We start from the raw sequence: 13,621 nt of genomic DNA, 5'->3' as shown, positions 1-13,621 counted from the left end.
GACGCGCGCCTGCCTTTACTCTGTGGCCCTGATCGACCATGGAGCAAGGCATGTCTTTAACATCCGTTTGTGTATTTTGTGGCGCCAGCACCGGCACCCACCCGGCTTACCGCGAAGCCGCCGTGGCCCTTGGCCGGGCTCTGGCCGAACGCAAGCTGACCCTGGTGTATGGCGGTGGCGCCGTCGGGCTGATGGGCATAGTCGCTGATGCGGCCCTGGCGGCCGGCGGTGAAGTGATCGGCATCATCCCGCAAAGCCTCAAGGACAAGGAAATCGGCCACAGCGGCCTGACCCGCCTGGAAGTTGTCGATGGCATGCACGCACGCAAGGCGCGGATGGCCGAACTCAGCGATGCCTTTATCGCGTTGCCCGGTGGCCTTGGCACCCTCGAAGAACTGTTCGAAGTCTGGACCTGGGGCCAGCTCGGCTACCACGGCAAACCGCTGGGATTGCTGGAAGTGAACGGTTTCTACAGCAAATTGACGTCTTTTCTTGATCACATCGTCGGCGAAGGCTTCGTTCGCGGGCAGCACCGTGACATGCTGCAGGTGAGCGAATCGCCGCAAAACCTGCTCGATGCGCTGGATGCCTGGCAACCGTCCGTAGCGCCAAAGTGGGCCGAGCAAAAACCCAGCTAACGGCTCGGTACCGATACAGGGCAGAATATGCGCCGCTCAACCTCACCTTCGACCCCAGAGGATCGCCCATGGCTAAACCTAATTATTCCTTCGCCAAACGTCAGAGAGACTTGGCCAAGGAGCAGAAGAAAGAGGAAAAGCTTCAGCGCAAGAAAGCTACAGCTGAAGAAGCGGCACTGAACCCTGAGGGTGAAGTGGCGGCAGAAGACGATGTTGATGCACCGAAAGACTCGGCGCCCGACGCCTGAGAACCTCCGGGCCGGTTGATCTGATCTGGCCCACCGGATCTGTGTAATGGATTGGCAGCTTGGCTGCCGATCCTCACAGGCCAATCGTATGACTCAAACACACCGTAATTCCCTGTGGGAGCGAGCTTGCTCGCGATGAAGGCTGCACATCCAATATCAAACTGACTGACACACCGCTATCGCGAGCAAGCTCGCTCCCACAGTTGATTTTCGTTAATCCAGTGGCATCACGGTGACCCGAACTTCCGGGTCGTGGTTACCTCCTCCCAGGATTACCCCCCGCAACGGCGACACATCGGAAAAATCCCGGCCCCAGGCCAGGGTGATGTGCTCCAGTGCCGGCTGCACATTGTTGGTTGGATCGAAATCCACCCACCCCAGCATCGGGCAAAACACCGAGACCCAGGCGTGAGACGCATCGGCACCGATCAGCCGTGGCTGGCCCGGTGGTGGCTGGGTCAGCAGGTAGCCGCTGATATAACGCGCGGCCAATCCACGGGAACGCACGCAAGCGAGCATCAGGTGAGCAAAGTCCTGACAGACCCCGCGTCGGCGCTCCAGCACTTCGACCAGCGGCGTCGCCACCTGGGTAGCTTCAGCATCGAAGGTGAATTCGCTGTAGATTTTCTCCATCAGCGCCTGCACGCCGAGCAACAACGGTCGACCGGGTGGAAAACAGCTTTGCGAGAACTCGACGAAGTTTTTCTTCAAATGCACATACGGCGATTCGAACCGGTATCGACAGGCTTCGAGCAATTCCGGCGACAACGGTTGGCTGCTGTAGGTCAGCGCGCTTCGTGTGTGTTCCCACGCCGCAGACCCACTGAAATCCGGCACAGGTCGGGGCAACACTTCGATGGTGAGGCTGGCGTTGACCAGCAACTCATCGTGGGGACGCTCGAATGCCAGCCGGGTCAGCGGATTGCCGAATACATCCAGCTCATCGCGACGCGAGGTCGGCTGCGGACTGATCTGCAATTGCCGGTCGGTGCAGCGCTGCCAGGCACAAGGCCGCGGCCACAAATGTGCCAGTTGCTGGGCCAGGGACACCGGGCTGTCGTAGTGATAATGAGTGTCGTGGAAAATCTGGTAGTGGGCGCTCATCAGACGGACACCGTGCGCTGGCTGACATCGTCGACATGGGCGAAATGCCGCAGCGCCAGGCGATCGGAGACTTGCCCGCTGGCATCGGCGATCTCCTGCAACAGTGCGGCCAGCCCTTCGATGGCGGCGCGAACACTGGCGTCGCCGAACAACGGGTTTTCCAGGCACCCCAGATCGAATCGCGCCAGACGCTCGACCAATTGCGGCAGTACTGTTTCACGCGGTACGCCAAAGTCGTCGTTGAGACGCTTGAGGGTGCGCGTCACCAGTTTCAACTGGAACAACACGGCGTGAGGGTTCTGCTCGTCGAGCAACAACAGGTCGAGCACCGGAATCAGCTGCGCGACCGCCAGATAGCGCGAGCGGTAGGTGATGCTGCTGTTACCCAGTTCCAGCAACCATTCCAGCCCGGCCTGATCGAAAACCCCGGCGCCCCGCAGGAACGCCGCCAGGCTGCCGCTGAGAAATTGCAGGCGTTCGATCCGCCGGCCAATCATCAGGAAACGCCAGCCTTCGTCCCGGGTCATGTCGTCCAGGGCAAAACCGGACAGCGCCGCCAGGGACATCACCAGGCGGTTGAGGAAATCCAGCAACTCGCCGAAGTCCGGTTCTTCGGTTTCCAGCTCCATGGCTTCACGCTGCAACTCCACCAGCGCCTGCCAGTTTTCCCGCGAGAGCTTGCCGCGCACCTGCGAAGCGGCCCACTGCAAGCGTTGCAGGTTGGACCGCAGGCTGAACGGCCAGTCGTCACCGAGCAATGCCGCCAACAGGCGTTCGGGTAATTCGCCCTCATCGGGCAGCAGCATCAACCGTTCGCCGAGATCGACTGCGGCCTGCAAGGCTTGCGGGTCGTCGCCGTCGACATAGCGCGCGAGCATGATGCGCAGCAAACGGGCACTGTCGTCGCAACGTTCGCAGTAACGACCAAACCAGAACAGGTTTTCCACCACCCGCGATGGCAGATACGGGTCGCGCCGCACCAGATCATGCACACCGATGTTGCGCTGGGCCTTCCATTGCTCGCCGCTGGGCGCACGATCGCCCAGTACCCAGGTGTCCTTGCTGGCGCCGCCGCGCTGCATCGACACCACTTCGGCATCGGCTTGTGCGGCGACCCGGGTCAAGCCACCGGGCAACACCCGATAGCCCTCGCGGCTGGCCACTGCATACACGCGCATGCCGATGGCCCGGGGTTGTAGTTGACCGTCTTCGGCTTGCCAGATCGGCGCCTGGGACAGTTGCGCAAGTTCTTGCGCGACATAAGCGTATGGCCGTGCCTGCATGCGCTCGGCGAGCTCCTGGCGCTGTTTTTCACTCAAGTCGCGGCCAAATACCGGTGCAAAGCTCTGGGACGGAAACGCCGGTTTGATCAGCAACTCCGGAAGTTTTTCCAGGGCTTGGGCCAATACCGGCGCTTCGCCGCACCACCAGGTGGCAATGGACGGCAGGATCAGCTCTTCGCCGAACAGGAACTGATTGATCTTCGGCAGGAAACCCAACAAGCCCGGTGACTCCAGAACACCACTGCCGAGCGCGTTGGCCACCAGCACCCGCCCCTGCCGCACCGCTTCCAGCAGGCCCGGTACACCGAGGGCCGAATCGGTGCGCAGTTCCAGCGGGTCGCAGAAGTCATCGTCGAGCCGCCGCATGATCGCGTGCACCCGCCGCAGCCCACTCAGGGTCTTCAGGTAGACCGTGGCATCGCGCACCGTCAGGTCGCCGCCCTCCACCAGCGGATAACCGAGCTGACGGGCCAGGTACAGATGTTCGAAATAGCTTTCGTTGAAACGCCCGGGTGTCAGCAGCACCACCAAGGGTGCGTCCTCGTCACTCGGGGCCTGACGGACCAGGGTTTCCTGCAAGGTGCGGAAGAACCCGGCCAGGTGCTGCACTTTCATATCGCGGTACAGCTCGGGAAAGGCCCGGGACACGATAGTGCGGTTTTCCAGCGCATACCCGGCACCCGACGGCGCCTGGGTACGGTCCGCCGTGACCCACCAGCGGCCATCGGGTGTGCGCGCCAGATCCACGGCATACAGATGCAGAAAGGCTCCGTCAGGCGGGCTGATGCCCTGACAGGGCCAAAGGAAATTGTTGTGACCGAACACCAGCTCGGCGGGCAGCAGTCCTTCGGCAATCAGCCGTTGCGGACCGTAAAGGTCAGCCAGCACGGCATTGAGCAAACGCGCCCGCTGAGCGATGCCGGCCGACAAGTGCTCCCACTCATCAGCAGCGATCACATGGGGCAGCAGGTCCAGCTCCCATGGCCGGTCAGCGCCCTTGGGATCGGCATAGACGTTGTAGGTGACACCGTTTTCCTGGATTTGCCGGGTCAGCAGGGCCTGACGCTGCACCAGTTGTGCCGGCGTGCTGCGTTGCAACTGCTCGAACAGCCGGCGCCAGTGCGGGCGCACGGCGCCACTGTCGTCGAGCAGTTCGTGATAGGTGCCCGCCGTCAGCGGGTAGCGGTCAAGCAGATCAGGCATGGAAAGCTCGGCAGACAGCAATGATCGGTCAGACTAGCGCAGGCTCGTGACGCCCGGATATACGAAAAATCCGAGCGTCGCGGACGGTTTAGAAACGTCGTAAATCGAGCGTCATCGGTAACTCATCGTTAATGTCCAGATGGGGTACAGGGAGTTTCCCCGGCGTGTGTCCGATGCGGAAGAAACGCGCCATCCGCCGACTCTCGGCCTCGTTGGCATTGACCGGCAAACTGTCGTAATTGCGCCCGCCCGGGTGGGCGACGTGGTACTGGCAGCCGCCCAGCGAACGCTGCATCCAGGTATCGAGCAGGTCAAATACCAGCGGCGCGTGGACCGGGATGGTCGGCTGCAGGCAGTTGGCCGGTTGCCAGGCACGAAAACGCACGCCCGCGACGAATTCACCTACACGCCCGGTGGGCTGCAAGGGAACAGGAATACCGTTGCAGGTCAGCAGGTAACGCTGGGGCGGCAAGCCGCTGAGCTTGACCTGCAAACGCTCCAGCGACGAATCCACGTAACGCACCGTGCCGCCCATGGCGCCCTCTTCGCCCAGCACGTGCCAGGGCTCGAGCGCCTGGCGCAGTTCCAGGGCAATACCACTGACGGCGTAATCGCCCACCTTGGGAAAACGAAACTCCAGATGCGCGGCGAACCATTCGGCCCGCACCGGATAACCGGCGGCGTTGAGGTCGACGATGACATCGGCAAAATCCTGCTCGATAAAGTGCGGCAACAGGAAGCGATCGTGCAGTTCCGTGCCCCAGCGCGCCAGTTTTGGCGGTGCATAGGGCTCGCGCCAGAACCGCGCCACCAGCGCCCGCAGCAACAATTGTTGCGCCAGGCTCATGCGGGCATGGGGCGGCATCTCGAACGCACGCAGCTCCAGCAATCCGAGGCGCCCGGTGGCACCGTCCGGCGAATAGAGTTTGTCGATGCAGAACTCGGCGCGGTGAGTGTTGCCGGTGACATCGATCAGCAGGTTGCGCAGCAGTCGATCCACCAACCATGGCGGACACTCCTCACCCGGTGAGGGCATTTGCGCAAAAGCGATTTCCAGTTCGTACAAGGCATCGTTGCGTGCTTCGTCGACGCGGGGCGCCTGGGACGTCGGGCCGATGAACAATCCGGAAAACAGGTAGGACAAGGACGGGTGGTTGTGCCAGTAGCTGATCAGGCTGCGCAGCAGATCCGGGCGACGCAGAAACGGCGAGTCCCCCGGGGGCGCACCGCCCAGCACGAAATGGTTACCGCCGCCCGTACCGGTGTGCCGGCCGTCAATCATGAATTTCTCGGTGGTCAGGCGAGTCTGGCGCGCTTCTTCATAGAGGAACTCGGTGCGCTCGACCAATTCATCCCAGGTCGCGGACGGCTGCACGTTGACCTCGATCACCCCCGGGTCCGGGGTGATGCGGAAGTTGCTCAGGCGCGGATCGTTCGGCGGCTCATAGCCCTCCAGCAATACCGGGCACATCAGTTCTTCAGCGGTGGCTTCGATGGCCGCGACCAGTTCAAGGTAATCCTCGACCCGCTCCAGCGGCGGCATGAACAGGTACAAACGGCCTTCCCGCGCCTCGGCACAGAAGGCTGTACGGGTCAGCCAGTCGGCGGACTCGTCGATTTTTGGCACGCGGTCTTCTGCGACTGCTGCGCCCTGACTCTGAAGCTGGCCGGTGTCAGGCAGCGGCGGGAACGCCTGATTCGGGTCTTGCGCATGAATGAATGGATATTCCGCCGCTTTCACCCAGGGTTGCGACCCCAGCGGCAAGCGATAGCCCAGCGGCGAATCCCCCGGCACCAGTCGGCAGTGCTCGTCGCGCAGATACCAGCGGCCGCTCTGCCACTGATCGCCCTTGGCGGTGCGCGCCAGCGGAAGGACCTGGCCAATTACCTTGTCCAACCCCTGGCTGAACACCTTGCGCAGACGTGCCCGCTCCAGCGGTTCCTCCAGACGGGAATCTTCGGCGCTGACGTTTTGCGGCAGCATCCCTTCGCGCCAGAGGTAATAGAAATTGTCTTCGTAGGCTGGAAAAACGAAGCGTGTCGGAATTTTCAGGCGTTCGGCGACACTCGCCAGAAAGCGTCCGGCCAGCGCGCCATCGGCGCCGTAGTCTTGTTGTTCGTCGGCGATCAGCGCGCTGTTGTGCCAGATCGGCACGCCGTCGCGGCGCCAGTAACAATTGAGCGACCAGCGTGGCAGTTGCTCGCCGGGGTACCACTTGCCTTGCCCGAAATGCACCAGTCCATTGGGCGCGTAGTGTTTACGCATGCGCTGGAACAGTTCGGCGGACAACCGCCGTTTATCCGGCCCCAGTGCCGCGGTATTCCACTCGGCGCCGTCCGGGTCATCGATGGACACAAAGGTCGGCTCGCCACCCATGGTCAGGCGCACATCGCCTTCCAGCAAGTCGGCATCGATCTGTCGGCCCAGGGCCTGGATCGCCAGCCACTGGTCGTCGGTGTAGGGCTTGGTGACCCGCGGTGCTTCCCAAATCCGCTCCACGGACATTTCGTGGCTGAATTCGCACTCGCAGGGTTCCACCAGGCCACTGATCGGCGCCGCAGAAGACGGATCGGGACTACAGGCCAACGGAATATGTCCTTCACCGGCAAACAGCCCGGAGGTTGCGTCCAGGCCGATCCAGCCGGCACCGGGCAAGTACACCTCGCACCAGGCGTGCAGGTCGGTGAAATCCACCTCAGTGCCCGACGGGCCGTCGAGGCTTTTGACGTCGGCAGTCAGTTGAATCAGGTAGCCGGAGACGAAACGCGCCGCCAGTCCCAGGTTGCGCAGCAGTTGCACCAACAACCATGCCGAGTCGCGGCAGGAACCGGAGGCATGTTCGAGGGTATGTTCCGGCGTCTGCACGCCGGGCTCCATGCGAATCAGGTAGTCGATGTCTTCGCTCAGGTGCTGGTTGAGCGCGACGAGGAAGTCCACGGCGGGCAATGGTGTGCGGTCGATGCCGTCCAGATAGGCCTTGAATTTCGGCGTCAGGGGCAGGGTTTCCAGGTACGGCGCCAGTTCCTTGCGCTCATCTGCTGCATACGTGAAGGGGATCTTTTCCGCGTAGGGTTCGAGGAAGAAGTCGAACGGATTGAAGATCGCCATTTCTGCCAGCAGATCGACCTCGATTCGCAATTCATCAGTTTTTTCCGGGAACACCAGCCGCGCCAGGTAATTGCCCTGAGGGTCCTGCTGCCAGTTGATGAAGTGCTGCTCGGGCGAGACTTTCAGCGCATAAGACAGAATCCGCGTGCGGCTGTGGGCGGCGGGACGCAGGCGAACAATCTGCGGACCCAGCTCGACAGCGCGGTCATAGCGGTAATGCGTGACATGGTGCAATGCGACATGAATCGACACGGCGTGCCTCCTGCGAGCCTTGAGCGTATGGGAAAGCGCGCAAGACTTATGCCATCGCGCATTGCTGGCGCTTTCTTCGGTTGCCTGAGGCAGTACAGCACCAAAACCGGGCGAGGCGGAGAATTGGATTCAAGAGTTGCACGTATTTGTGGCGTCCAGTTGCATAGTCGCCGCCAAAACCGGCCTCTTCGCGGGCAAGCCCGCTCCCACAGTGTCCGAGTCGAACACAAATTTTGCGAACGCCTCTAAACCTGTGGGAGCGGGCTTGCTCGCGAAGAGGCCAGCAGCCCTGCACACCTTTCAAGCCAGGAATGCAAAACGCCAACCCGAAGGTTGGCGTTCTGTTCAGCGGGCGAGGCTTATCGCGGTACGACGGGCTTGCGAGCCGGCTTCGGCCCCTTGCCCTTGGCCGCGTCCTTGCGTTCCTTGGCCGCCTGCTGGTTGCGGGCGAACGCCGCCGCCTTGGCCTGTTCGCGTTTGTCCCACGGGTTGCCGCCATCGCTGGCACGCGGTGGCAGACCGGTGTGCTGGGTGAGGATCTTGGTGGTCTTTTCCTTGGCCACTTTATGGCTGCCGGCTGGCGTCGAATTCTTGCGACGGGCGCTCTGGTAGCTGTCGGTCGACGGCTGATGCAAAGGAATCAACTGGTTCTTGCCCGGCCCGATCAGGTCGGCGCGACCCATGCGGGTCAGTGCTTCACGCAGCATCGGCCAGCCTTTCGGGTCGTGATAACGCAAGAACGCCTTGTGCAGACGACGCTGCTCCTCGCTCTTGACGATGGTCACCGCGTCACTCTTGTAGGTGACCTTGCGCAGCGGGTTCTTGCCCGAGTGGTACATCGCGGTGGCGGTGGCCATCGGCGACGGGTAGAACGCCTGCACCTGGTCGGCACGGAAACCGTTGCCCTTGAGCCACAGGGCCAGGTTCATCATGTCTTCATCGGTGGTGCCCGGGTGGGCGGCGATGAAGTACGGAATCAGGTACTGCTCCTTGCCCGCTTCCTTGGAGTACTTCTCGAACATGCGCTTGAACTTGTCATAGCTGCCGATGCCCGGTTTCATCATCTGGTTGAGCGGACCTTCCTCCGTGTGTTCCGGGGCGATCTTCAGGTAACCACCGACGTGGTGGGTCACCAGCTCTTTAACGTATTCCGGCGATTCGACCGCGAGGTCATAACGCAGGCCGGAAGCGATCAGGATCTTCTTCACACCCGGCAATTCACGGGCACTGCGATACAGCTTGATCAGCGCCGAGTGGTCGGTGTTCAGGTTCGGGCAGATACCCGGGAACACGCAGGATGGCTTGCGGCACGCGGATTCGATTTCCGGGCTCTTGCAGGCGATGCGGTACATGTTCGCGGTCGGGCCACCGAGGTCGGAGATTACGCCGGTAAAACCGGGAACCTTGTCGCGAATTTCTTCGATTTCGCGAATGATCGACTCGTGGGAACGGTTCTGGATGATCCGCCCTTCGTGCTCGGTGATCGAGCAGAAGGTGCAGCCGCCGAAGCAGCCACGCATGATGTTCACCGAGAAACGGATCATGTCGTAGGCCGGGATTTTCTCCTTGCCATACGCCGGGTGCGGAATTCGGGCGTAAGGCATACCGAACACGTAGTCCATTTCTTCGGTGGTCATCGGAATCGGTGGCGGGTTGAACCAGACATCGACTTCGCCGTGCTTCTGCACCAGCGCGCGGGCGTTGCCCGGGTTGGTTTCCAGGTGCAACACACGGTTGGCGTGGGCGTAGAGCACCGCGTCGTTGCGAACCTTTTCCACCGACGGCAGACGGATCACGGTCTTGTCGCGGGTCATGCGCGGGCTCGCCAGGATCTGTACGACCTTGGCTTCCTGCGGATCTTCAACCGGCCCCTTTTCCTGCTCGATGGCACAGGCCTGGGTGTCCTGGGTGTTGACGTACGGGTTGATGATCTTGTCGATCTTGCCCGGACGGTCGATGCGCGTGGAATCGACTTCGTACCAGCCTTGCGGCGTGTCACGACGGATGAACGCCGTCCCGCGCACGTCGGTGATGTCTTCGATCTTGTGACCGTAGGACAGACGCTGGGCGACCTCGACGATCGCGCGCTCGGCGTTGCCGTAGAGCAGGATGTCGGCGCTGGCGTCGATCAGGATCGAGTTGCGCACGCGGTCCTGCCAGTAATCGTAATGCGCGATGCGGCGCAGCGACGCTTCGATGCCGCCGAGCACGATCGGCACGTGCTTGTAGGCTTCCTTGCAGCGCTGGCTGTAGACCAGGCTGGCGCGGTCCGGACGCTTGCCCGCCAGGCCACCCGGCGTGTAGGCATCGTCGGAACGGATTTTCTTGTCCGCGGTGTAGCGGTTGATCATCGAGTCCATGTTGCCGGCCGCGACACCGAAGAACAGGTTCGGCTCGCCGAGCTTCATGAAGTCGTCTTTGGACTGCCAGTTCGGCTGGGCAATGATCCCGACGCGGAAGCCCTGGGACTCCAGCAGCCGGCCGATGATCGCCATGCCGAACGACGGGTGATCGACGTACGCATCACCAGTGACGATGATGATGTCGCAGGAATCCCAGCCGAGCTGATCCATCTCCTCCCTGCTCATGGGCAGGAACGGCGCTGGCCCGAAACATTCGGCCCAGTACTTGGGATAGTCAAATAACGGCTTGGCTGCTTGCATGTCGATAACCGGTGTTGGCTTTCATTGAATTTCGCGGGCGCGGAATATAGCACAAATTTTGACCAATTCCGACGGCTGTGGTCGGAAATTGCGGCGACCCCATCGCGGGCAAGCCCGCTCCCACAGGATTCTGGGTGATACCAAAAATAGCAGGTACACCATAAATCACTGTGGGAGCGGGCTTGCCCGCGATGGGGCCCGCTGAGACAACGAAAATTATTCGTCGTCGTCGAAGTTATAGCTACCCGGCGCCAAGTTCTCGAATCGGGTGTACTTACCGATAAAGGCCAGGCGGATAAAGCCGATCGGCCCGTTCCGCTGCTTGCCGATGATGATCTCGGCAATGCCCTTGTGCTCGGTTTCCGGGTGATACACCTCGTCGCGATACACGAACATGATCACGTCGGCGTCCTGCTCGATCGCTCCGGATTCCCGCAAGTCGGAGTTCACCGGGCGTTTGTTCGGCCGCTGTTCCAGGGAGCGGTTGAGCTGCGAGAGCGCCACCACCGGGCAGTTGAATTCCTTGGCCAGGGCTTTCAGGGAACGGGAGATCTCGGAAATTTCGTTGGTCCGGTTGTCACCGCTGGAACCCGGGATCTGCATCAGCTGCAGGTAGTCGATCATGATCAGGCCGACATCGCCGTGTTCGCGCACCAGACGACGGGTCCGGGCGCGCATTTCCGACGGGCTGATGCCCGCGGTATCGTCGATGAACAGCTTGCGGTCGTTGAGCAGGTTGACCGCCGAGGTCAGGCGCGGCCAGTCGTCGTCTTCCAACTGACCGGAACGCACCTTGGTCTGGTCGATGCGGCCGAGGGAAGACAGCATACGCATGATCAGCGATTCGCCTGGCATCTCGAGGGAGTACACCAGGACAGCCTTCTCGCTGCGCAACACGGCGTTTTCCACCAGGTTCATCGCAAAGGTGGTTTTACCCATGGACGGACGGCCGGCGACGATGATCAGGTCGGCCGGTTGCAGGCCGCTGGTTTTCTCGTCGAGGTCGGTGTAGCCGGTGGACAGGCCGGTGATGGCGTTGTCGGTGTTGAACAGGGTGTCGATGCGGTCGATGGCCTTGGTCAGCAACTCGTTCACACCCACTGGGCCACCGGTTTTTGGCCGGGCCTCAGCGATCTGGAAGATCTGCCGTTCAGCTTCATCGAGGATTTCTTCTGCCGTGCGCCCCTCAGGATTGAAGGCGCTGTCGGCGATTTCGGTGCTGATGCCGATCAATTGACGCAGGGTCGCGCGCTGGCGAACGATCTGCGCATAGGCCTTGATGTTGGCGACGGACGGCGTGTTTTTCGCCAGCTCGCCGAGGTATCCGAGGCCACCGACTTGCGAGGTCTGACCTTCCTTGTCCAATTGCTCGGCAAGGGTCACGACGTCGATCGGCGAGTTCTGATCGGCCAGTTTGGCGATCGCGCGGAAAATCAGACGGTGGTCATGTCGATAGAAATCGCCGTCGGAGACTTGATCGAGCACACGCTCCCAGGCGTTGTTGTCCAGCATCAGACCACCGAGCACGGCCTGTTCGGCCTCGATGGAATGCGGCGGCACCTTCAGCGCGGCGGTTTGCAGGTCGTATTGCTCGGGAGCTAAGATTTCGTTCATGGCCACTTGGTTTTTTTTTGGAAAGCAGGAATGTAAAAACTGGGATGCCAGAAAGACAAAGGGCACGACCTGTAAACAGGATCGTGCCCGATGTTACCGGCAAGCACCCGAGGGTGCCAGCCGACAAGTGCTGCTTAAGCTGCTACCACGACAACGCGTACGGTGGCTTCAACTTCGGCGTGCAGGTGCACGGCTACGTCGAATTCGCCTACGTTGCGGATGGTGCCGTTCGGCAGACGAACTTCGCTCTTCTGCACTTCAACGCCGGAGGCGGTCAGTGCGTCAGCGATGTCGTGAGTACCGATCGAACCGAACAGCTTGCCTTCGTCGCCAGCGGTGGCAGTGATGGTCACTTCCAGCTCGGCCAGTTGGGCAGCGCGGCTTTCAGCCGATGCTTTGCGATCTGCTGCAGCTTTTTCCAGCTCAGCGCGACGCTCTTCGAACGCAGCCAGGTTGGCTGGGGTCGCAGCGGTAGCTTTGCCGTAAGGCAGCAGGTAGTTACGACCGTAACCAGCCTTAACGTTCACTTTGTCACCCAGGTTGCCCAGGTTGGTGACTTTTTCCAGAAGGATCAGTTGCATGTGAAAATCCTCTTAACTTTTAACCTTCACCGTTCGCGTTATCGGCATCTTTCGGTGCCGAACGACCGCGAAAATCAATCAGGCTGTCGACGATGGCCAGGACCACCAGCAACGGATAGATCAGTTGCATGAACAGCAACAGCGTCACGTACAACCCCACCAGCCAGAACCTGGCCAGTCGCTTCTGCGCCACCAGCCCGTGAATCAGGGCCAGCCCGGCGAACACCAGCGGTACACTGCACAACGGCGTCAACATGGCCATCTGCGGTCCGAGATTCGGCCCCAGAAGCATGCACGCCAGCAGCAACATCGCCGGCAACAGCGGGAAGCGGATGGCGCGAAACTCGCGACCAAAACCGCCCGGGTTGTACAACAACGCCTGCCAGTAGCGCCCGACAAGCAGGCTCAGCAAGCTGACGATTTGCAACAATGCCGCAATCAGGCCGGTCAGGACCGGTGCAATCAGGGACGCGAAACGCGCTTGTTCGTCTACCGACAACTTCTGGTAGACATCGCCGAGTAGCGACGGCATGACTTTGATCAAAGCCTGCGCCAGCATCTCGATCTGGGGAGCAAAAGCTGTCCCCAACACCACTGAAAACACCACTCCCATCGCTATGCTGACCAGCAGCACGCGGTTCCAGGACTCGCTTGCGCGCAAAACCAACGCAAGGCTCGCAGACCCCAGCAGCACCAGAAGTGCCCGTGGGTCGTCGGAGTAAAGCCACCAGGCCAATGCCGGCAGCAGTCCCAGAGCAAGAACGCCCAGGGCGTCCCTCAATCCGCGCCGCAGGAGCACAAGGCATCCGGCGGCAGCACCCAACCAATACAACAACGGCAATGCCGCGCATCCAGCCACTACCAGAGTGGCCTGCATACGGCCGCGCATGATGAACTCAGCTATGGCCCGCATGCATTCAATCCTT

The 13,621-nt window shown here is 61.3% G+C and carries 9 protein-coding genes; 2 read left to right on the top strand and 7 right to left on the bottom strand.

Translation table 11 applies throughout. From position 1 onward, the window contains the following. The first annotated feature begins 50 nt into the window (after positions 1-50). A complete protein-coding gene (locus KW841_RS11545) occupies positions 51-638 on the top strand; it encodes a TIGR00730 family Rossman fold protein (RefSeq protein ID WP_007973290.1) in 588 nt (195 codons plus the stop codon). A 68-nt stretch (positions 639-706) separates the two neighbouring features. Beyond that, on the top strand, positions 707-886 hold the full coding sequence (locus tag KW841_RS11540) for a hypothetical protein (protein ID WP_007973286.1): 180 nt from the start codon (positions 707-709) through the stop codon (positions 884-886). Between the two features lie 213 nt (positions 887-1,099). Here KW841_RS11540 and KW841_RS11535 read toward each other — a convergent pair whose 3' ends face one another. The 7 genes from KW841_RS11535 to KW841_RS11505 all read right to left on the bottom strand — a co-directional run bounded on the left by KW841_RS11535 (position 1,100) and on the right by KW841_RS11505 (position 13,608). Continuing rightward, positions 1,100-1,990: a transglutaminase family protein gene (locus tag KW841_RS11535; RefSeq protein WP_218476044.1), complete on the bottom strand. Its 891-nt coding sequence runs from the start codon at positions 1,988-1,990 to the stop codon at positions 1,100-1,102. Further along, the gene (locus tag KW841_RS11530; RefSeq protein ID WP_218476041.1) at positions 1,990-4,476 is read right to left on the bottom strand and encodes a circularly permuted type 2 ATP-grasp protein; all 2,487 of its coding nucleotides are present in this window, start codon (positions 4,474-4,476) and stop codon (positions 1,990-1,992) included. The genes KW841_RS11535 and KW841_RS11530 overlap by 1 nt, the downstream gene beginning before the upstream one ends. Positions 4,477-4,564: 88 nt before the next feature. After that, the gene (locus KW841_RS11525; protein ID WP_218476039.1) at positions 4,565-7,837 is read right to left on the bottom strand and encodes a transglutaminase family protein; all 3,273 of its coding nucleotides are present in this window, start codon (positions 7,835-7,837) and stop codon (positions 4,565-4,567) included. A 359-nt stretch (positions 7,838-8,196) separates the two neighbouring features. Further along, positions 8,197-10,500 carry a YgiQ family radical SAM protein gene (locus KW841_RS11520; protein ID WP_218476037.1) on the bottom strand — a complete coding sequence of 768 codons (2,304 nt, stop codon included), beginning with the start codon at positions 10,498-10,500 and terminating at the stop codon, positions 8,197-8,199. A 216-nt stretch (positions 10,501-10,716) separates the two neighbouring features. Beyond that, positions 10,717-12,114, bottom strand: coding sequence for a replicative DNA helicase (gene dnaB, locus KW841_RS11515; protein WP_007973277.1), 1,398 nt, complete (start codon positions 12,112-12,114; stop codon positions 10,717-10,719). A gap of 134 nt (positions 12,115-12,248) precedes the next feature. Next, positions 12,249-12,695 (bottom strand): 50S ribosomal protein L9, encoded by a 447-nt coding sequence (gene rplI, locus KW841_RS11510; protein WP_007973276.1) that lies wholly within the window; start codon positions 12,693-12,695, stop codon positions 12,249-12,251. A gap of 19 nt (positions 12,696-12,714) precedes the next feature. Further along, positions 12,715-13,608, bottom strand: a complete 894-nt coding sequence (locus tag KW841_RS11505) for a hypothetical protein (RefSeq protein WP_218476035.1) — start codon at positions 13,606-13,608, stop codon at positions 12,715-12,717. Between the last annotated feature and the right edge of the window lie 13 nt (positions 13,609-13,621).

Source organism: Pseudomonas sp. PDM28 (assembly GCF_019219115.1).
In the GTDB taxonomy this organism is placed as follows: Bacteria; Pseudomonadota; Gammaproteobacteria; order Pseudomonadales; family Pseudomonadaceae; genus Aquipseudomonas; species Aquipseudomonas laurylsulfatiphila.
This window is presented reverse-complemented; position numbering and strand designations above follow the sequence as displayed.